We start from the raw sequence: 20,246 nt of genomic DNA, 5'->3' as shown, positions 1-20,246 counted from the left end.
TGGAGGGTACTGTCGGTGCAGGCCTGCGATCAAGGCACTGGGAGGCGCAGGGCTACGGCGTGACTCAGTTGGTAAAGAGCCGTGGTCCTTCCCCTTCGATCACCTCGATGTCCTGCACCGCGAACCAGGACTCATTGTCCTCTCCCGAGCTGTTTGTATAGGGGACCTCAGGATCGCCGGTCTCAATATCCACCACGTAGACCAGGTCCTTGTGCATGCCGGGGGCTACCTGCACTCTGGGTGCATAGTCGGCCACACGGCCCGTCACGGTGCCGAGGGTGATTCCGGCGCGGTTGTAGAGGTGCACGCGCACCTGTTTGCCGACAAGCGTGTAGGACATCAGATGCTCAGGAAGTTCTGCAGGATGGCGGCCCCGACGTCACCGCTCTTTTCCGGGTGAAACTGCACGGAGTGGAAGTTGCCGCCGGACAACCCGGCGCTGAAGGGCAGGACGTAATCCGTGCGCGCGGTCGTCTGGGCGCCCAATTCAGCGTAATAGCCGTGCACAAAGTACACGTGTGCTCCGTCCGGGATGCCTTTGAACAAGGGCCCCCGGAGGTCGTGAATCGAGTTCCATCCGATGTGGGGAACCTTGTCCCGCGGAGGAAACAGGCGCACCCGTCCCGGGAATATGCCCAGGCAGGTAGCCTCGTTTTCATCGGACGCGTCACACATCAGTTGCAGACCCAGGCAGATACCCAGAACCGGCTGCGTGAGCGATGGGATAAGCGTGTGCAATTCGCGCTCTCGCAGGTAGGCCATGGCCGATGAGGCCTCGCCTACGCCGGGAAAGATCACGCGGTCGGCGGCTCGCAGCGCATCGTGGTCGTTGGTGACTTCGAACGCCACGCCCAACCGCCGCAGGGCGTGTGACACGCTGCTGATGTTTCCAGCGTTGTATCGAACGACGGCAACCTGACTCACAGTGTGCCCTTCGTGCTGGGAATGTCGCTGCCGCCACTCTGGCGCACGGCCTGCCGCAGGCTGCGGGCAAGGCCTTTAAATACGGCCTCAATGACGTGGTGGTCGTTCTCGCCGGATGCCTTGATGTTGAGGTTGCAGGCGGCCGCGTCGCAGAAACTCTTGAAGAAGTGCTGCCACATCTCCGTAGGCACGTCACCCACGACTTCTCGTGAGAAAGGCACCTCCCAGACCAGGTGGCTGCGCCCGCCCAAATCCAGGGCGACGTGGGCCAGGGCCTCGTCCATGGGCAGCAGAAACGCGTAGCGCTCGATGCCTCGCTTGTCGCCCAACGCTTGCCTGAGGGCCGCACCCAGGGCGATGGCCGTGTCTTCCACGGTATGGTGCTCGTCCACCTCCAGGTCTCCCTGTACACGCACCTCGAGATCCACCCCGCCGTGACGGGCAATCTGGGTCAGCATATGGTCGAAGAACCCGAGTCCTGTGTCGATGAACGATCGCCCGGCGCCGTCCAGGTTGAGGCGCACAAAGATGTCTGTCTCCGAGGTCTGGCGAGTGACGACCCCCAGACGATCTTCGACAGCGCTGCCTTCCGGCAGCTGCTCAAGCCGGCGCTGAACGGCGAGCGCGTGTCCTCTCAGCGCCTCCGCTTCTGCCATGGTTATGACCGCCGGACCCAGGCGGCGCAATCCCTGCTCGGAGATCTCCTGGAACGTGATTTTGCGCACGAAGGAGTCCAGGCTCACGCCGGAAAACGCTCGCGCGGCACCGCCCGTCGGCAGTGTGTGGTTGGTTCCGGAAGCGTAGTCGCCTGCGCTCTCCGGTGTCAGGTGCCCGACGAACACAGATCCGGCCTGCGTGATGCGGGATGCAATTCCGGAAGCGTTTTCGGTAGCGAGGATGAGGTGCTCGGCAGCGTACGCGTCGATCAATTCGACAGCTCGATCCGGGTCAGGCTCGACCACCACCACGCTGTGCGTCAGGGCCTCCTGGGCCACATCGGCGCGAGGCAGCTCCGCCAGCTGCTCTTCCAGGGCTGTCCGGAGGGGTTTCAGCAACGCGTCATCGGTGAGCACCACGAATACGTGCGAGTCGGGCCCGTGCTCGGCCTGCGACAGCATGTCGGCGGCCACAAACACCGGGTTGGCCGAAGCGTCCGCCAGGATCCCGACCTCCGTCGGCCCGGCGGGCAGGTCCACGGCGATCCCGCGCATTGCGGCCCACTGCTTGGCTGCGGTCACATACTGGTTTCCCGGGCCAAAGAGTTTGTCCACCTTCGGGACGGACTCGGTGCCCAGGGCCATGGCAGCGATGGCCTGTGCGCCGCCCACCCGGTAGACGTCTTCAATGCCGACCTCGTGAGCGGCGAAGAGAATCGCCGGGTGCACGTTTCCGCGTGAGTCCGGGGGCGTGCAGAGCACCCGCGTGCTGCAACCGGCCAGCCGCGCCGGCACGCCCAGCATCAACACGGTGCTGAAGAGCGGCGCAGTTCCGCCGGGCACGTACAGCCCGACACGCTCTATCGGCACCGACCGCCGCCAGCACGTCACGCCCGCGGTGGTTTCAATGCGCCGGACGGGCTCCCGCTGGGCCTCGTGAAACAAGGTCAGGTTGCGCACAGCGGTGCGAATCGCGGCGCGAAGTTCGGGTGATACCTGTTCCCGCGCGGCCTCGAAGGCCTCGGAGGGCACGCGCAAATTCTCCAGCCGAACGCCGTCAAAGCGCTCGGTCAAGTCCAGCAGGGCCGCATCGCCCGAATCCCGCACGGCCTGCATGATCTCGTCGATGCCGGCGACGGCATCCTCCAGCGGAGCGGTAGGGCGCTGTACCAGCTCACTCCACAGCGCGGGGTCGGGCCGGATCTCGATGCGCATCAGAGCACCATCTTTTCGATGGGGACGACCAGCATGCCTTCGGCCCCGGCATCCTTGAGTTGATCCACCACCGACCAGAATTCGTCGTCCTTGATCACGCTGTGCACGGAGCTCCAGCCTTCATCCGCAAGCGGAACGACGGTCGGAGAGCGCATTCCGGGAAGGAGATCCTTGATGCGTTCCACGGCGCTGTTCGGGGCGTTGAGCAGGATGTACCGGGACCCTCGGGACCGCATCACCGCGTCCATGCGGAACGTGATCTGATCCAGCAGCGCCTGCTTGTCGGCTGACAGCTCGGGATTGGACACGAGCACAGCTTCGGACTTCAGAATGGTCTCCACCTCTACGAGACCGTTCGACAGTAGCGTCGAGCCGGTGGATACCAGGTCGCAGATACCATCTGCCAGCCCGATCCCGGGCGCGATCTCCACGGATCCGCTGATCTCGTGGATGGATGCCTCAACCCCTCGCTCCGACAAATACGTGCCGAGCAGATTGGGGTAGGACGTGGCGATGTGCCTGCCGGACAGGGACTGAATGCCCTCGTAGGCATCGCCACGCGGGATGGCGACCGCCAGCCGGCATTTGCCGAAACCCAGCGCCCGAATCTCGCGGACCACGTGGCCCTTTTCGAGCACCACGTTCTGGCCGACGATGCCCAAATCTGCGACACCGTCTGCGACATAGCCCGGGATGTCGTCATCCCGCAGGTACAGGACCTCCACCGGGAAGTTGTGCGCCACCGCCCGAAGCCGCCCCTTGGGATGCGAAAACCGGATACCACAATGCTTCAGCAGATCGATCGAATCGTCTGACAGGCGTCCGGATTTCTGAATGGCCAGGCGGAGTTGGGCGGGCATGGCAGGGGTCTTGCTGCGGGAAAAGCGCTCCAACCCCGCCTGGCGGAGGCGGTTCTACCAAAAACCCGTCAATCGGCGTCCAGCACGTCTGCGATGCGGGCCTGCACATCCTGCAGGTGATATCGGGTGGTGCGGTCACGCGTGGACGGGAGTCGGGCCGAAATCAGCGCATCCAGATCACGCAACTGGCCGCGCACCATGGCGCGAATGTCGGACTGGCTGACGTCCACCGACGTGCCGAAGAAGAAGGCCGGCAGGGACGGCTCCTCGGTCATGAGGTACTCCATGCGCTCGACGTAGGCGCGTTGCAGCGCGCGGCGATAGGTATCGACTTCGGGACGATTGCCGTTCAGCTCCGCGAAGATCGCGTTACGCAGGTCGTCCAGGAACTCAAGGGCCGTGTACCCTTCCCGGTCGATGGTCTCCGCCTCGATAAGCATCTGAATGCGGGCGGGCCCGAGCAGATTGTTCAGAATCGAGGCCTGACCGGCGCGCATGCGATCCACTGCGCCTGCTGGCTCGATGCGCCGAAGCAGATCGGAATCCAGAACCCAGGTCGGGGTCTGCCAGACATGCTCGTCCAGGAAGGCCATTGCGGCCTCCTGCTTGTCACGCGGCACGACCTCATAAACAGGACCCTCCTGGTCGGTGGTCTTCGGCGTGACATAGCGCCCACCGACCACGGTCACCACATGACGCATATAGCGCGACCACATGCCCAGAAGCTCGCCGTAGATCTCATCGAGGTCGTCATAGGCCTTGCCGTCCGTCGAGGTCCAGTCCACCAGGTTCGGGACCACGCGCTTCAGGTTGGCCACCGCGTATCCGGAGGCTCGCACGGGGTCGTCGCCCATGTCCTCGGTCTGGGCGTCCGGGGTGAAGGCCGTGGACGTGAGGAAGCGGAATCGCTTGTCACCCGCCTTTTCCAGGATGAGCGCGTCCAGCGCCCCCTTCTCCTGGTCGGGATGCTCGATGCCGGGATACCAGCGGTAGCCCCAGTTGATGACGTAGTCGTCGTAGGGGCCCACCATGCGCACGAATCGCGTAACGCCGTCACCCGGCTGGGCGATGTAGTTCTGCCGGGTGTAGTCCATGATCGTCGGGGCAACGCCGTATTCCGAGGTGAACGTCGGCGAGCGCAGCGAATCCACGGGAAAGCTGGAGCTGGCGATCATGTTATGCGGAAGGCCCAGCGCGTGGCCGATTTCGTGTGCGATGACCTGACGCATGGTCTCGCCGATCAGGCTCTCTTCCGTATTCAGGGTGCGCGCGCCAGGATTGGCCGCACCCGTCTCGATCATGAGGCGGTTGCGGTAGGAGCGCATGTGGTTGTGGTACCAGATGATGTCGCTCTCGATGATCTCCCCGGTCCGCGGATCCGACACGCTCGGACCGGTCGCGTTGCGTGTGGTATTCGCCACATAACGCACCGTCGAGTAGCGCACGTCCTCGGGATCCCAGTCGGGATCGTCCTCCGGCGATTCGTGGCAGCGGATGGCGTTCCTGAATCCGGCCGCCTCGAAGGATCGATTCCAGTCTTCGACGCCGGCACAGAAGTAAGGCCGCCACCGCTCGGGCGTGCCCGGGTCCAGGTAATAGACGATGGGCTTGACGGGCTCCACGAGCTCGCCACGCAGGTAAGCTGCGGGATCCGAAGGCTCCAGTCGCCAGCGGCGGATGTAGCTCCGCGTGCCGGCCTTGAGTTCGTCCAGGCTGAAATCCAGCTGGCGCACGGTGAAATAGCCTACACGGTGATCATGCACGCGCGGCATCATACGCTCAGGAAGCAGCACCATGGACTGGTACATCTGCATCGAAATGGTACCGGTATCCGAGTTTGAGGGCGGATCCGAAGCCTCGTAGGTCATCGTGTGGCGCACATTCACGTTCAGCGGGAACGACTTGGCTTCATCGATGAAGCTGCGAGATCCGTCCAGACGGCGTACCCGGAAGCGTGTGCGCTGGCTGTTCGACAGTCCGGAAAGTGCGGGCACATCCGACTCAAACAGATCACCGACCTCAATGACGGTGCCCGCTGAATCCGGGCTCAGCGCCTCGATGTCGAACGACATGATGATCGGCTCGAAGTTGTTTATTGCTACCGAAAACGCTACCGGGAGTGAGTCCGGTGCCACGCTGGAGTAGGCCATGCGGCGCAGAAGCAATTGATTGGCCCGGCGCTCAAACCGCACCACCTGCTCGTTCACCTTCGAGCCGCCGTTGATGAAACCGGACAGGTTGGCCGGGGTCTGGGCGATGCGGGATACGAGCAACAGTTCGGCACCCAACAACGAGTCGGGAATCTCAAAGAAGTAGTCCTCATCCACCCTGTGCACGGTGAAGAGCCCATCGTCAGAAACGGCCTCATCCGTGATGACCTCGTCGTAGGGCTTGAACGGAGAGTCGGACTCGGAGCGCTGGGTGGGCGATGGGCGCTCGGCCGGAGTGGCCGGCTGCGTGGCAGACTGCGCCGTCGTGCAGGCGACCAGAAGAATCAGAGCGAGGGGTGCGAGACGTAACATCCGGAAACGGGTTGAACTGCAGAGCCCGAAAGATACCCGCTATCTTGCAGGCCGAAGCAAGCCAACCTGAGGTCGCCATGGCCGACCGTCGAAAATTCCTGAAGACCCTCGCCGGTGGGTCCGCCGGCGCGATGCTGGCCGGGCTGCCCGCCGCTGCGCCCGGGCTGCCGTCTCCGCCCGCGATTGCGGACGAGGCGTACTGGGAACTGGTCAAGGCCCAGTTTTCGGTACGTCCGGGCCTGATCATGATGAACGCCGCCAACCTGTGTCCGTCGCCCCGCGCGGTGGCGGAGGCCGTTTCCACGCTGACGCGAGCCGTGGACGCCGACGCCTCGTTCCAGAACCGTGCGCAGTTCGATGCGATGCGGGAGCAGGCCCGGTCCGCCATCGCGGCGCAGATTGGTGCCGATCCTGCGGAGCTCGCCATCACGCGCAACACCTCGGAAGGCAACAATACCATCGTGCAGGGTCTGGAGCTCGGCCCGGGCGATGAGGTGGTGATCTGGGATGAAAACCATCCCACCAATCGGGAGGCCTGGCAGGTGCGTGCCCGACGGGACGGCTTCCAGGTACGGCAGGTATCGGTCGATCCAACGGGATCGCTGATCGAGCCCTTCCTCCGGGCGATGGGGTCTGCGACCCGGGTCCTGTCGGTCAGTCACCTTTCCAATCTCACGGGGGTGCTGCTGCCGGCCGGCGAGCTGTGCGCGGAAGCCCGCAATCGGGGCGTGTACGTCCACCTGGACGGTGCCCAAACCTTCGGAAGCCACGTGCTGGATCTGCACGCCATCGCATGCGACTCCTATGCCTCCAGCTCCCACAAATGGTACTGCGGCCCCAAGGAGGCTGGAATCCTGTATGTCAGGGCCGATCGGATTTCGGAGGTGTGGGCGACCGATGTCGGTGTCGGCTATGCCGAAACCCCGGAGCATGGAGCGCGCAAGTTTGAATCTCTTGGACAGCGCGACGATGCCTGTGTCGCGGCGATGGTCACGGCGGCGGAGTTGCACGACCGCATCGGCAAGGAGCGCATCGAGGCTCGCGTACGGGAATTGACGGAGGCGCTCATCGCCGGTCTGCAGGAGGCGGTGCCCGGAATCTCTTTCTCGATGCCGCCGAGTCCGAGATCCCGTGGCGGCGTGGTCATTTTCCAGCTGCCCGGCAAGGACGGGCGTGAGGTCTTTTCGAGACTGTATGATGAGCATGGCGTTGCAGGAGCACCGACAGGCGGCATTCGCCTCTCGCCCCACATCTACAATACACTCGCCGATGTGCACCATGCCGTGTCAGCCGTAGCCGCCCTTGCCTGAGATGGATCCACGCTTTCGGGATCACGTGGCCTGGACCAGCGACGCGCCCCTGGGGCTGGTGGTGGAGCGGGCGGAGGGCCCCCTGCTGCACCTGGCCGACGGCCGCACCGTAATCGATCTGATCAGTGGAATTGCGGTTTCCAGCCTGGGGCACCGTCATCCCCGGGTCTTGCAGGCGATCAAAGCCCAACTGGATCGACACCTTCATGTGATGGTGTACGGCGAGTTTGTGCAGGAGCCGCAGTCGGCGCTTGCGGCCCGGCTGGCGAGTCATCTGCCGGAGTCGCTCTCGACGGCGTACTTCACCATGACCGGCACCGAAGCCAACGAGGGCGCACTCAAGTTGGCCAAAAAGTATACCGGCCGCAGCCGCCTGGTGGCCTTCGAGCATTCGTATCACGGTGACACGCATGGTTCGCTGTCGGTGACCGGGCGCCGGGTGTACCGGGACCCGTTCCTGCCGCTCTTGCCAGAGGTGATTTTCCTGCCGTTTGATGATCCGGAGGTGCTCTCGGTCATCGACCATAAAGTCGCCGGTGTGATCACCGAGCCGATTCAGGGGGAGGGCGGAGTCAATGTGCCGTCCGATGCCTGGATGCAGGCCCTTCGCGAGCGCTGCACGGATGCCGGCGCGCTGCTCATCTTCGATGAGATCCAGACCGGAATGGGCCGGACAGGCACGCTCTACGCGTTCCAGGGATTTGGGGTCGTGCCCGACATTCTGACAACGGCCAAAGCGTTGGGAGGCGGCATGCCACTCGGCGCCTTCATCTCAAGCGCCGAGATCATGGGCTCGCTCCGGCGCGATCCGCCGCTCAGTCACGTCACGACCTTCGGTGGTCACCCGGTCAGCTGCGCAGCGGCCGACGCCGCACTCACCGTGCTCATGGAAGAGGGTCTGCCCGGTCGCGCCGTCGAGGTCGGCAATCGAGTACGGAAAGCGCTCCAGCACCCCCGCGTGCGGGAAGTCCGCGGTCGGGGCGCCATGCTTGGCATGGAGCTGGGTGATGCGGCGCTGACCGAGGCCGTGGTGATCCGTTGTCTGGAAGGGGGTGTGCTGCTGGGCTGGACGCTGCACAGCAACTCCCTGGTGCGCATCGCCCCGCCACTTAACATCTCGTGGGACGTGCTGGATCAGGCGCTGTCCGTCATGCGCGGCGCGCTGGATCAGACCTAGTTGTCCAGGTAGGCGTCCGGGATGGGGGTGTCCGGTGATTCGGCCAGCCAGTAGATGTTGACGACCCACCAGCGGCTGCCGTCATTGAAGAGCTGGAACGAGTTGATGCCGCGCATGAAGGGCTCGGGATCTTCGGCGGCACGGCGGGCCTCATAGGTGGAGAAGAGGTGCACCATGGAGCCATATTGCTCCTGCGTGCGGGAGATTTCCCGCTCAAAGAAGCCCATCGTATTGAACTGGCCGCCGGCGCGTTCCACGTAGTCGTTCACACCCATATACACCGGGTAGTTGCCGTCCGGCGTGCGGGCGATGGGAATCAGTTTGGCCTCAGGCCTGAACAATGAACGGAACCGGTCCCAGTCGCGAGGGCCGGCGGGCCCCGATATCACGTCATAGACGGCAGCCATGATGGCATCAACGCTTTCCACGTCCGCGGCCGCAGGCTCCGGCCAATCGTCGGGGGCAGGTTGGGCCTGGACCACAGTGGTCGTCAACATCAGAACGGCAGCGAGAAGAATGGCTTTCATCGGGGGGCTGGCTTGATGAGGGGGAGAGAATAGGGGGATGCGCCGGCCGCGCAAAAGGGATAACGCGGGCCCGGCGGTTCTAGTACATGTCATAGCGGGCAAGGCGCCCCTCCAGGGCACCGTTGACCAACGCCTTCTTCCAGGTGGTGCGCAAGCCCACCGACTTCAGCTGCTTGGGCTTTCCGGCGTAGATGAATGCAGAACGACCCGTGCAGGATTGTTTGAGCCAATCGCCGAGCTCCTTCATCAGGTTACCGGCGGATCGCTCGTCGCCCAGTCGCAGTCCATACGGCGGGTTGCAGACGATCACGCCTTCGCTCACCTCCTCGATGCTGCGGAAGTCGCGCCGCTCCACGTGCACCGCCTTGCCGGCCGGCAGGCCGGAAAGGTTCAGGCGGGCTGCCTTGACGGCGTCGGCGTCCACGTCCGATCCACGGATGAGACCGGGCTCAACCGGCTGGATGGCCGCGTTGGCGGCCTTTCGCACCCGGCTCCAGGCAGCAGGATCGAAATCGGGTAGCGACTCGAATCCGAACCGCTTCTTCAGGTAGCCCGCCGGCACCCGCCCCGCTACCATCACCGCCTCTGCCAGGATGGTACCCGAGCCGCACATGGGGTCCAGCAGGGGCGTATCGCCCGTCCATCCTGCCAATCTGAGCGCCGCGGCGGCCACCGTCTCCTGCATGGGGGCCTCCAGCGTTTCCTTTCGATAGCCGCGGCGGTGCAGGGAGCCGCCGGACGTGTCCAGACTGATGGTGGCGACGTTGGCGTGGATGTGCAGATTCAGCCAGACGTCGGGGTCCGGGGTGCGCACGGACGGTCGTTTCCCGGTAGCCTCCCGAAATTGATCCACGATCGCGTCCTTCAGGCGTCTCGCTGCGAACTGGGAGTGCCGAATCTTGCTGTTCGAGACCGTGGCGAACACGGCAAACGTCTCATCGAGGCCGAAAAACTGACTCCAGTCGATCTTCTGGGCCTGCGTGTAGAGGTACCGGTCCGAGTGGCAGTTGAACTCGGCCAGAGGAGCCAGCACCCGCGTCAGCAGCCGGGATTCGTAGTTGGCGCGATAGAGGGTCTCAAGGCTGCCCTCGAAATAGACGCCTCTGTAGGCCGGACTGGTGGAGCGCGCGCCGAGTTCTTTCAGTTCCTCAGCGGCCGGTATCTCCAGTTTTCCGGCAGCCAGGCCAAAGAAACGGCCCGTTTCCTGATAGAGCAGCCTCACGCGGGAGCTTCGACGGGAAGCAACACCAGGGCGAACAAATAGACGACCACACCAGCGATGTAGGGTAGCATGCCCCCGGTCATCAGGAGGTGCACGGCACCAACCAGCGCGGCCAGTTCACAGGCTGCATAGGCGATGATCAGCATGCGTGCCCGCTCCTCGTAGGACGCGGCCCCGTCAATGCGGCGTCGAAACAGCATCACCACGCCCGCCGCCAGAATCACCAGCAATGCGACGAATCCTGCCAACGGACCGTCAGCATTGAGCGTGACACCATGGTCCGCCTGGCCCGCAATGAACAGGGCAACCAGGCCAAAAAGCACGATGCCACTCAGCAGGGCGAGTCTGATCAGGCGCACCTGGGCCGGCTGAATATTGGGAGTCATGGCTTACCTCAAGAACGGGGTGACAACCGCAATATCGCCATCATTCGGTGCCGGCGTGAGTCCCGCCACTTCAGTGAGCAGGTTGTAGACGTGCACCGACTCGAAAGACTCCACGCGCACGCCGGAGTGGAACGCAGGGCCGGCCGCTATGAACAGGCCGGCCATGGCCGGCAGGTGGGGGTGATATCCGTGATTGCCGGGATTGGGTGATCCGATCTCCCGGTGGCGGTCGCGGGTCGGAAGCACAGTCCACCCCTCCCGGGCCAGTCCGATCACGGCCGGAATGCGGTGGTGGCCGGTGTAGTGAAGGTCGGCGAGCTCCGTGTGGCTGAGCAGATCGACGCCCTCAAGACTGCGTACTGCATCGCGCACCATGTCTTCCCGACCGGGAGCAGGCCGAATGGCAAGAATCGGGGAGAGGTCGATGACCTGCCCATCGTCCGGCCCCATCACGTCCTCCAGGTAACTGACCGCGGTGGGGTCGACCTCCGACATGCCATGGTCCGAGGTTAGAACGAGGTTGGTGGTGGACAGCAGTTCGCGCTGCCTCAGGCCGCCGAGCAAGCGGGCGATGTGGTTGTCAACGGCCTGGAGCGCCGCTTCGGTCTCCGTCGAACGCGGTCCAAACAGGTGGCCCTTGGTGTCCACATCGCTGAAGTAGAGCGTGATGACGGTTGGACGCTCGTCGACCGGCAGGTCCAGCCACTCGAGGACCTGAGCCACGCGGTCCTCGCCCGGCACGGCCGCATCGTGCCGGAACCAGTGGGTAGCCTGGCGACCCTTGACCGGCGCTTCGGACCCCACCCAGAAGAACGTGGCGGCCGTCTGGCCCTGTGCCTCTGCGGTAACCCAGATGGGCTCCCCGCCCCACCACCGGGGATCCTCTACCGCATCGCGATCACTGATCCTGAACCACGCGTCCAGCTCGGAATCGTACATGGTGTTGGCCACGATTCCGTGTTTGGCCGGATATAGGCCGGTTGCGGTGGTGTAATGATTCGGAAAGGTCTTGCTGGGGAAGACCGGCGTGAGCCCATCGGGCGCCCAGACGCCTCCCGCCGCGAGATCGCTCAGGGCCGGCAGATCCACATCGTGCATGTACTGCGCCCTGAACCCGTCAATCGAGATCAGAATCAGGGTGTCCTGGGCCGCAGGGCGGCAGCCCACGAGCAGGAGGGAGAGAAGGAGCAGAACGCGCATGCCGGAAAATGAACACGCCGGCCCGGACAAACCGGACCGGCGTGCATCTTTCGCTGCGTTTGCGGCGAATTTCACTTGCCGAACAACCACCAGAGGATGAGGCCGCCGACAGGGAAGAAGATGATGATGAGCGCCCAGATGGCCTTGCGTTTGAAGGCCCAATCGGTGCCTGCAATCTGGACAAGGGCAATGATGTCCAGAATCAGAATCACGCCGCCGCAAATCCCGTAGCCCAGCAGGCCTCCGCCGGCCAGCTCAATCAGGTTGGGTCCTCCGCAGCCGGCGAGCACGGTCGTCATCAGGACGGCAAAGACGGGTAGTGCGTACGCGTGGAATCGTTTCATCGGAAGGGAATCAGTGAATACTGCTCGTTATACGGAGTCAGTCTGCCGGGTTGCAGCGCCTGCGTGGAACTGGTGTAAAACGGGCCTCGTTTGGGCGGTCTCATGCGTATTGGATCCATAGACTTAGGCGAACGCCCGGTATTTCTGGCGCCGATGGAGGACGTCAGCGATCCGCCGTTCCGCTTGCTCTGTAAACGGTACGGGGCGGACCTGCTGTACACCGAGTTCATCTCGAGTGGCGGCCTCGTCTATGGTGCCGATGGCTCCCACATGAAGCTTGACTTCTACGAGTCGGAGCGGCCGCTTGCCATCCAGATCTTCGGGGGCGAAATCGAGCAGGTACGAGAGGCGACCGCCATCGTGGATCAGGCCGGTCCGGACATCATCGACATCAACTTCGGCTGCCCTGTCAAAAAGGTGGTCTGCAAGGATGGTGGCGCCGGCATTCTGCGCAATCTGCCCAAGATGAAGGCCATTACGCAGGCCGTCATTGAGCAGGCTTCGAGGCCTGTCACGGTAAAGACGCGTCTGGGCTGGAACGACGAGTCCATCCGCATCATCGAGGTAGCCAGCATGCTCGAGGAGATCGGCGTGCAGGCGCTGGCCGTGCATGCCCGTACGCGCTCGCAGATGTATCGCGGGGACGCGCGATGGGAATGGCTGCGACGGATCAAGGAGGAGGCCGGCCTGACCATCCCGCTGATCGGGAATGGTGATGCGACAACACCTGAGAAGATCGAAGCCATGTTCCGCGAGACGGGTGTCGATGCGGTCATGGTGGGCCGGGGCGCCATCGGCAACCCGTGGATATTCCGGGATCTGAAGGTGTATCGCGAGACCGGCGAAGTTCCTCCCGCACCCACCTGGGAGGAGCGCATGGCGGTCGTGGCGGAGCACCTGACGCTGAAGTGCGAATGGCTCGGCGAGCGCAAAGGCGTGCTGGAGATGCGTCGCATGTACGGAGGCTATTTCAAGGGCTTCCGGAACGCGAGCCGATTGCGGCTGCTCATCATGGAGGAGGACACGCGCGATGGGGTCCTGGAGGTCATGATGAACTTCCGCGAGGATGAGCCGGAGACCGTGGTGTCGGCCTCGGTTGCGCGTCCGGCCAGGCTCAGTGCAGCCATCCAGGCCAAGCTCCCGGTACCCGCGACCCGGCGGGTCGAGCGCGAATCAGCGGCCTGACTCCCCCGAAATGGCGGAGTGATTTTGGGGCACTTGCGCATGCCCTTTCTGGCTTAATTTGGCGGTTTAGGGCACTAATAGATGCCCTTTGTCTACCAAAAACGGACTTGCTGTGTCCTCTATTGATGACCTGCGCCGGGCATGGGGAAAAATTTAGCACCCTGTGTAACAGTCTGAACCCTGGCCCCGTAGGTCCGCTGCATGGAACGTCGTCGCATCCACCGGAAGCGCCTCCCGCGACGAACCTCTCTCCATCCTGCCAAACCACTCTCCCCGAGATCGGATACACCATGAATCGGTGCTACAAACTGCTGTCGCTGGGCATCCTGGCGCTGGCGCTTGCGCTTCCAACATCCGCCCAGACATCCCGCACGGCCGCTACGCCGACGCTTTCGGATCCGGGTACATTCACGCCCAACGTCAAGCCGGCTCTCACGCCGCAGAAGACGGAATCCCGCATCATCGTGGACGGCGATCTGTCGGATCCCGGATGGAGCTCGGCGGACCGGGCCTACAACTTCAGCGAAACGTTCCCGGGGGATCAGTCCAAGCCGCCGGTTGGGATCGAGGTCTGGACCACCTACGATGCCAACAACATCTACTTCGCGTTCATGATCGAGGATGACCCGGAATCCATCCGCGTCAACATGAGTGATCGGGACGCCATCTGGCAGGACGACTACGTGGGGGTCATTCTGGATCCGTACGCCAACAATGCCTGGGCGTACTTCATTGCCTCAAATCCCATCGGCATCCAGGGGGATACCCGGATCCTGGGCGGCGGCAACGAGGACATGGGCTTCGACATCATCTTCCAGACGGACGGCAAGGTGACCGAGAAGGGCTATCAGGTGGAGATGGCCGTGCCGTTTGAGAGCCTGCGGTTCCCGCAGACGGATGTGCAGAACTGGAATATCAACTTCTGGATCACACATCCTCGTGAAAGCCGCAATACCTACTCCTGGGCAGCCATTGACCGGGACGATCCGTGCTGGCTGTGTCAGGCGGGTAGTATCGAGGGGATCACGGGCGCGACGCCCGCAGGCAAGCTGGAGCTGCTCCCCGCTTTCACCGGCTCGCAGGCCGCATCGCTGCCTTCATTCGACAATCCGGATTCCGGCCTTGACAACAGTCGTCTGACCACGGATCCAAGTTTTGGACTGAAGTACCGTTTCAATTCCAACCTCATTGCTGACGTAGCCGTCAATCCCGACTTCAGCCAGATTGAGTCTGACGCCGCGCAGATCGATGTGAACTCGACGTTCGCGCTGTTCTTTGAGGAACGTCGTCCGTTCTTCCAGGAAGGGTCCGATCTCTTCGACACGCCCATTCAGACCGTTTACACGCGGTCGATCAACAATCCGTCTGCCGCGGCCAAGATCACCGGACGTTCCGGAAATACGAGCTTCTCCTACGTGGGTGGCCTTGACGAAGACAGCCCGGTCATTCTGCCCTTTGAGGAGCGCAGCCAGTTTGTTCAGGGTGGCGAGAGTTACTCAAGCCTGCTCCGCGTGAAGCAGAACTTCGGTACCAACTCCCATCTTGGTGCGCTGGTGACGGACCGACGGTTCACGGGTACGGATGGGGTCGGATCGACGTTTGCCGTCGACGGCAACATTCGTCTCAGCCAGTCGGTGTCCGTCGTCGGACAGTTGGCGGGAAGCCACACATCCGAGGGCATGGACGATATGCTGTCCGAGCAGGCCGGCAACGCCACCTTCAATGGCGGCGAATACACCGCAGCGTTTGACGGCGAGAGCTATTCGGGATGGGCCTCCAGCGTGCAGCTGCAGCGCAACACGCGGCACATGTGGTCGCAGGTGAGCTTCGAGTCCTACAACCCCACTTTCCGGGCCGCCAACGGCTTCGTGAACCAGAACAACAACAAGGAAGTGTTCGGCTTCACGAACTACACGTTCTACCGGGACTCGGACAAGTTCATCCAGCGCATCTCACCGAAAGCGTTCGGTGGGTACATCTGGAACTTCGACGGCGAGCGCAAGGACGAGTTTGCCTGGGTCGGCGTGAACATGCAGATGAAGGGTCAGACGTGGTTCAACACGGAGATCCTGGTATTCAGCAACGAGCGGTTCGCGGGAGAGGACTTCCGCAACATGCGGCGCATCAACCTGAATCTGAACTCCAACTTCAGCCAGAAACTGACGGCCGGCTTCTGGATGGGCTACGGGCACCAGATCTCCCGGAACCCCTCCAACCCCGTGCTCGGCATGGGTACGAACCTGAACGTGTGGTCGACCTTCCGACCGACCTCACGCCTGTCCGTGAGTCCGAGGCTTTCCTACGCCCGCCTGGAAGATGATGCCACCGGCGACGAGATTTTCTCGGGGTACATCCTGCGCAGCCGGATGAACTACCAGTTCTCCAAGCGGCTCTTCATGCGCGTCATCACGCAGTACAACGACTTCGCGAAGCGTCTGGAGGTCGATCCGCTGGTGACCTACAAAGTGAATCCCTTCACGGCCGTGTACGTCGGTTCGACGCACGACTTCCTGGACTTCGAGCAGGTCCAGAACGCGCCGCAGACCGGGTTCTATCAGACACAACGTCAGTTCTTCTTCAAACTGCAGTACCTCTTCCGGATGTACTGCACCCCGGCGCCGGGTGAAAGGCGCCACACTTGCGCCGAGTCCTGAGTGGGGGCTCTCGCATCAAGGCCGCAGTCAGGGAGGGTCAGCGGCCTAAAATGAAGGGCACCGCCTGTGTGGAGGCGGTGCCCTTCTGTTTGGTACTGCCGTCCACCCTCCCAGGGAGGGGCTGGGTTGTTCAGAGCGGCCTATCCTAGAAAGGCACCGCCTGTGTGGAGGCGGTGCCTTTCTGTTTGGTACTGCCGTCCATCCTCCCGGGAGGGGCTGCTCAGTCCCGGGTCACCGGCTGCACCCAGGCCATCTCGAATTCGCCCTCTCGATAGGGATTGGGCTTGAGCTTGGTGGAAACGACGGTCGCGCGCACGAAGAGGTCATCGCCCGTCATGCGGTAGGAGGCCTCGGGGCCCTCCACGGTGGCCAGCAACTGCCCGGGTTCGCCGCCTTCGCGGGTGCCTCTGAAGTAGGTTGTGTAGAACACGTCCTCCTCAGGTTCGATGTCCACCTCGAGGCGCCGACCGTTGAACTCGATGCGGGAAATCGTCACTCCGGAGGAGCCGTAGAATGCACCGGCTTCGAGGGCGCCGATGACGGAGCCGGTGGTCAACGAATCGGCGCGCACCATGACCCAGCCTCGTCCAGGGTTGGCCACTCCCGTGCGCATGTCGTGGTATCCATGCGCATCGTCAACGGCGAGGCCGAACAACAGGGGGAGCCCCTGAGCCAGCCGTTCCGTGTTGACATAGTCCCACATCGCCTCGGTACCGGGCCGGGTGTCGTCGCCCTCGTTGTGCACGGCGGGGTGGCCGTTGTAGACCTCGAAGAAGTGTTCTCCTGTGAGTGGGACAAGATCATCAGGCGTGACCGCCCAGCCGAAATTCGGGTGGTTGACGTGCGGCACCATGGGTCGCCCGGTGGCCTCGCGCTGCTCCAGCACAGCGTCGATGTTGCGTTGCAACACGTCCGTGACGCTCGACCCGCCCTGCGGGGCGATGTGCTCGTGGATGCCCGTGGCGTTTACATGGAGAGGCTTGTCCTCGAAGCGGTCGGTGATCTCCTCCGACTGCACGAGGATGAATTGCCCGGCGCTCTGGAAGCGCTCCACGAGTTCGTCAAACGTAGCCAGGCGCACGAACACCGAGTCTTTCCGGATCTGCTGGTCGACTGCCGTGGCATCCCACGCGATATACTCGACGTAGGCGAGGTCCCGAGCCTCCGATATGTACACCCACCTGTCGCCCTCCTGAAGCGTGTTGTGATCCGAAAGGGCGAGGAAGTCCCATCCGTTGTCGCGGTACCACTTGACCACCAACTCGGGGAATTCGTCTCCGTCACTCCACAGGGTGTGGGTGTGCAGGTTGCCCTTGTAGTAGACCTGCGGCTCTGGTGGGGCACAGGCGGCTGCGAAGAGCAGGAGGAGGAAGGGGAGCTTGGAACGCACGGGTATCCGCGGATGGTGGTGCGTGCAAACTAGCAAGCGATCGCGGACCGGCGACGGCGGACCGTGTTATTGTCGGTGCTTTCGCAGAGGTAGCGTCTTTGGCGGAGACGGCTCGATCACCCGAACCGGCACCCAATCGTGATCATCCAAGACATGCCCGAATCGCATCCAGACTTGGACCGCGAGTGAATCCCGCAGAGGCAGCTCTTCTATGAGCATGGGACGGAAGCCGACGAGCAGAAACTCAAGTTCCGCAATCGGAAAGCGGCTTGGGATGAACAACTCGAAATAGCCGGTCGAATCGACCTGGGCGTGGAAGGTTGAATCTCCACGGGCGAATACGTCAGCCCCCCACAACGGGCTTCCCCAGGAGTCATACACCCTTCCGGTGATAGACCGTTGGCCGTCGTGAACCTCCAGGAGGTATCCGCTTCGTTCTGGGGGCGGAGGCGGTGCCTCTACGCAGTCAACCTCGCGAACGCCGTCTGCCGAGTACTCCCGGCAGATGCCCTGGCCGAAAGTGGACCCAACGGAGAAAGCCAGTGCGGCGAGCGAAAGCAGTCGTCTCATGGTTTCAGGCAGCCTGACTCAATACGGCGGCTTCAGTTTGATCTCAAGCACTACCTGACGCCCGCCGACCACTTCGAGAACATTGTCCGGGAGCACCCATCGGTCGGTCACGCCACTAAAACTATGTGGCGGTCCGGTTGACGACACGAAGTAGGTGCCGGGCTGCAGACCGACTACAAACGATCCGTCTTCGCCGGTTCTCGCCAGTGCCTGAAGGACACCGTCCTGGCTTCGGAAGAAGACAAGACTTTCGCCTGTCCTCGTCACATTCGGGGGATATCCGTTGTCGGCGCTGACCGCTCCCGTGACCACTCCCAATGCACCCGGGACATCGAATTCCTCGAGCGTGCGCATCCCGCGGTTCAAGGGGTAATTCCAACTCGAATGTGTCCAGGGCGGATAGGAAGCCGCGATGGACACAGCGAGGGAATCGCCGCGTGTCACCGTGAGACTGGTCTCAAACGCCGATCCATGGCCCGCAAAAAGCACGTAGCGATAGACTCCCGACGGCAGTCTGAACGCAAACCGACCTTCCTCGTCCAGCGTCGAAGACCACTGCTGCCCGACGTGATCTCTCAGCAGCACGCGATAAGCCTGAATTGCTGCGTCACCCGGAGCCACGACGCCAGTGAGCCAACCTTCTTCGACCGTTTCCAGCGGGTTCGGTGTCGATAACAGAGAAAAGGAGACCGACCGCTCGACGCCTCGTCGGGGGTCATCCAGTGCCCCCAGACGAGGCAGAGTGATCTCGATCACCAGCGAGTCTCCCGAGTGCACCGATTCCAGGTGCGTCACCGTCTCGTAACCGGCGTGCGTGGCCATGAGCCGAGCTACAGCGCCTGAGTCCGCATAGCTCCGGTACCTGAAGTATCCCGTCGAATCGGCGGCAGTCTGTCCGATGTACGGGATGCCTCTCCACGTGAGCAACAAGCTGGCGTCTGGCAGATGGGCCCCGTCAGCATCCACGATGCGAGCCGTAATCGAGCTCATGGAGCCTGAAGGAAGTCGGCTCTTTGACAGCGAAACCTGTCCCGATGCTTCGCCAGCAAAAACACTCGCGAGCACGAGCAACAAAAGCCGGCTCAACCCCCCAACTCCTCCAGATACTCCGCCCCGCGCCCCTTAATCCGCTGGTCCCAGTGCTCCATCCAGAGCGCACCCTCAATCTCCAGCCGACCCCAGTCGACATCCATCGGCACGATCGGCGATGCCATCCATTCCGGCAGCCGCTCCGCCCCGATATCCTGCCGAACCGGGATGCGGAAGTAGGTCTCGGCCTGCTGCACCAACGCCGAGTCCGACGTCACAAACTCGTAGAACGCGCGCGCCATGTCGGGATTCGAGCCTCCACGAACAAGCGCGATCCCATCGTTCAGAATGGGGGTGCCGGAACTCGGCACCGCGAATCCGAACGGATAGCCATTCAGCGACGACTGAATCTGCGTATCGGGCAGATTCCATAGCGACACGTCGCCCTCCTCACGCGCCAGCTTCAGGTACAGCTGCGTGGGGTCGGCGGTGTAGGTCTTGGTGTTCACGTCCAATCGCGCGAGCCAGTTGTAGCCGTCCTGCACCGTCGGCTGCCGCATGATCAGCGCGCCCCAGATGGTGCGCATGGTTGACGACGCCAGCGGGTACCGAATGATGATGCGGTCATTCCACTCAGGCTCGAGCAGGTCGTCCCAGTCCACGGGTCGCTCACCCTCCTCGACCGTTCGCGAGTTGTACATGATCACCTCGGGCGTCAGGTACGTTGCATACCACCGATCCTCGGCATCCCGCGAGCCCTCGGGCACGGCATCGGCCCATGACGGGCGATAGGGTTCGAGCAGCCCCTCGGCCGCCGCCTTGGAAAATGTCGGGCTGTCGCCGCCCCACCAGATGCTGGCCTGCGGGTTGGCGGCCTCGGTGCGAATACGGTCATACGCATCCTGTCCGCCCATGTCGATCCAGCGCACGTCCACGCTCGGATACCGCGCCTCAAACGCCAACTCGTACTCGCCCAGCATTTCCTTGCCGTGCGGCGAATACACCACAAGCAGGTCGCGGGAGTCGCCGGCACAGCCGACCAGAAACAGGAGCAGCAGCAGGGAAGCGCGCATGA

Annotated in this window: 18 protein-coding genes; 4 read left to right on the top strand and 14 right to left on the bottom strand. The window is 63.0% G+C overall.

From position 1 onward, the window contains the following. Window positions 1-64: 64 nt before the first annotated feature. The 5 genes from JJ896_01440 to JJ896_01420 form a co-directional block, all read right to left on the bottom strand. Complete coding sequence (locus JJ896_01440; protein ID MBO6778292.1) at window positions 65-340, bottom strand: hypothetical protein; 276 nt, start codon at window positions 338-340, stop codon at window positions 65-67. Continuing rightward, window positions 340-924 carry an imidazole glycerol phosphate synthase subunit HisH gene (gene hisH, locus JJ896_01435; protein ID MBO6778291.1) on the bottom strand — a complete coding sequence of 195 codons (585 nt, stop codon included), beginning with the start codon at window positions 922-924 and terminating at the stop codon, window positions 340-342. The genes JJ896_01440 and hisH overlap by 1 nt, the downstream gene beginning before the upstream one ends. Beyond that, entirely contained in the window at window positions 921-1,580 is a 660-nt protein-coding gene (gene hisB, locus JJ896_01430; protein MBO6778290.1) for an imidazoleglycerol-phosphate dehydratase HisB, read from the bottom strand. The genes hisH and hisB overlap by 4 nt, the downstream gene beginning before the upstream one ends. 1,214 nt (window positions 1,581-2,794) lie before the next feature. Next, window positions 2,795-3,655, bottom strand: a complete 861-nt coding sequence (locus tag JJ896_01425; GenBank protein MBO6778289.1) for an ATP phosphoribosyltransferase — start codon at window positions 3,653-3,655, stop codon at window positions 2,795-2,797. Between the two features lie 68 nt (window positions 3,656-3,723). Further along, window positions 3,724-6,177, bottom strand: coding sequence for a zinc-dependent metalloprotease (locus JJ896_01420; GenBank protein ID MBO6778288.1), 2,454 nt, complete (start codon window positions 6,175-6,177; stop codon window positions 3,724-3,726). A 77-nt stretch (window positions 6,178-6,254) separates the two neighbouring features. On the opposite strand from JJ896_01420, the gene JJ896_01415 reads away from it, so the two are divergent. After that, the gene (locus tag JJ896_01415; protein ID MBO6778287.1) at window positions 6,255-7,487 is read left to right on the top strand and encodes an aminotransferase class V-fold PLP-dependent enzyme; all 1,233 of its coding nucleotides are present in this window, start codon (window positions 6,255-6,257) and stop codon (window positions 7,485-7,487) included. Between the two features lies 1 nt (window position 7,488). Then, window positions 7,489-8,664, top strand: coding sequence for an aspartate aminotransferase family protein (locus JJ896_01410; protein ID MBO6778286.1), 1,176 nt, complete (start codon window positions 7,489-7,491; stop codon window positions 8,662-8,664). On the opposite strand, the gene JJ896_01405 is transcribed toward JJ896_01410, so the two are convergent. From JJ896_01405 to JJ896_01385, 5 genes are all read right to left on the bottom strand, one after another. Beyond that, a complete protein-coding gene (locus tag JJ896_01405) occupies window positions 8,661-9,191 on the bottom strand; it encodes a hypothetical protein (GenBank protein ID MBO6778285.1) in 531 nt (176 codons plus the stop codon). The two genes, JJ896_01410 and JJ896_01405, sit on opposite strands and share 4 nt — an antisense overlap. Before the next feature lie 79 nt (window positions 9,192-9,270). Continuing rightward, window positions 9,271-10,413, bottom strand: a complete 1,143-nt coding sequence (locus tag JJ896_01400; protein ID MBO6778284.1) for a hypothetical protein — start codon at window positions 10,411-10,413, stop codon at window positions 9,271-9,273. After that, a complete protein-coding gene (locus JJ896_01395; GenBank protein MBO6778283.1) occupies window positions 10,410-10,799 on the bottom strand; it encodes a hypothetical protein in 390 nt (129 codons plus the stop codon). Before JJ896_01395 ends, JJ896_01400 begins: the two co-directional genes overlap by 4 nt. 3 nt (window positions 10,800-10,802) lie before the next feature. Next, on the bottom strand, window positions 10,803-11,999 hold the full coding sequence (locus JJ896_01390; protein ID MBO6778282.1) for an alkaline phosphatase family protein: 1,197 nt from the start codon (window positions 11,997-11,999) through the stop codon (window positions 10,803-10,805). A 71-nt stretch (window positions 12,000-12,070) separates the two neighbouring features. Next, complete coding sequence (locus JJ896_01385) at window positions 12,071-12,343, bottom strand: PLDc N-terminal domain-containing protein (GenBank protein MBO6778281.1); 273 nt, start codon at window positions 12,341-12,343, stop codon at window positions 12,071-12,073. 102 nt (window positions 12,344-12,445) lie between these two features. Between JJ896_01385 and dusB the strand changes: the two genes are divergently transcribed. Next, window positions 12,446-13,528 (top strand): tRNA dihydrouridine synthase DusB, encoded by a 1,083-nt coding sequence (gene dusB, locus JJ896_01380; protein ID MBO6778280.1) that lies wholly within the window; start codon window positions 12,446-12,448, stop codon window positions 13,526-13,528. 290 nt (window positions 13,529-13,818) lie between these two features. Next, window positions 13,819-16,182: a carbohydrate binding family 9 domain-containing protein gene (locus JJ896_01375; protein MBO6778279.1), complete on the top strand. Its 2,364-nt coding sequence runs from the start codon at window positions 13,819-13,821 to the stop codon at window positions 16,180-16,182. 220 nt (window positions 16,183-16,402) lie between these two features. Here the strand turns inward: JJ896_01375 and JJ896_01370 are convergent, their stop codons facing one another. The 4 genes from JJ896_01370 to JJ896_01355 all read right to left on the bottom strand — a co-directional run bounded on the left by JJ896_01370 (window position 16,403) and on the right by JJ896_01355 (window position 20,244). Next, window positions 16,403-17,572 (bottom strand): hypothetical protein, encoded by a 1,170-nt coding sequence (locus JJ896_01370; protein ID MBO6778278.1) that lies wholly within the window; start codon window positions 17,570-17,572, stop codon window positions 16,403-16,405. A 66-nt stretch (window positions 17,573-17,638) separates the two neighbouring features. Next, a complete protein-coding gene (locus tag JJ896_01365) occupies window positions 17,639-18,142 on the bottom strand; it encodes a carboxypeptidase regulatory-like domain-containing protein (protein MBO6778277.1) in 504 nt (167 codons plus the stop codon). A gap of 18 nt (window positions 18,143-18,160) precedes the next feature. Continuing rightward, window positions 18,161-19,132, bottom strand: coding sequence for a carboxypeptidase regulatory-like domain-containing protein (locus tag JJ896_01360; GenBank protein ID MBO6778276.1), 972 nt, complete (start codon window positions 19,130-19,132; stop codon window positions 18,161-18,163). A 92-nt stretch (window positions 19,133-19,224) separates the two neighbouring features. Beyond that, a complete protein-coding gene (locus tag JJ896_01355) occupies window positions 19,225-20,244 on the bottom strand; it encodes an extracellular solute-binding protein (protein ID MBO6778275.1) in 1,020 nt (339 codons plus the stop codon). Between the last annotated feature and the right edge of the window lie 2 nt (window positions 20,245-20,246).

This window comes from Rhodothermales bacterium, assembly GCA_017643395.1.
Classification (GTDB): domain Bacteria; phylum Bacteroidota; class Rhodothermia; order Rhodothermales; family UBA10348; genus JABDJZ01.
This window is presented reverse-complemented; position numbering and strand designations above follow the sequence as displayed.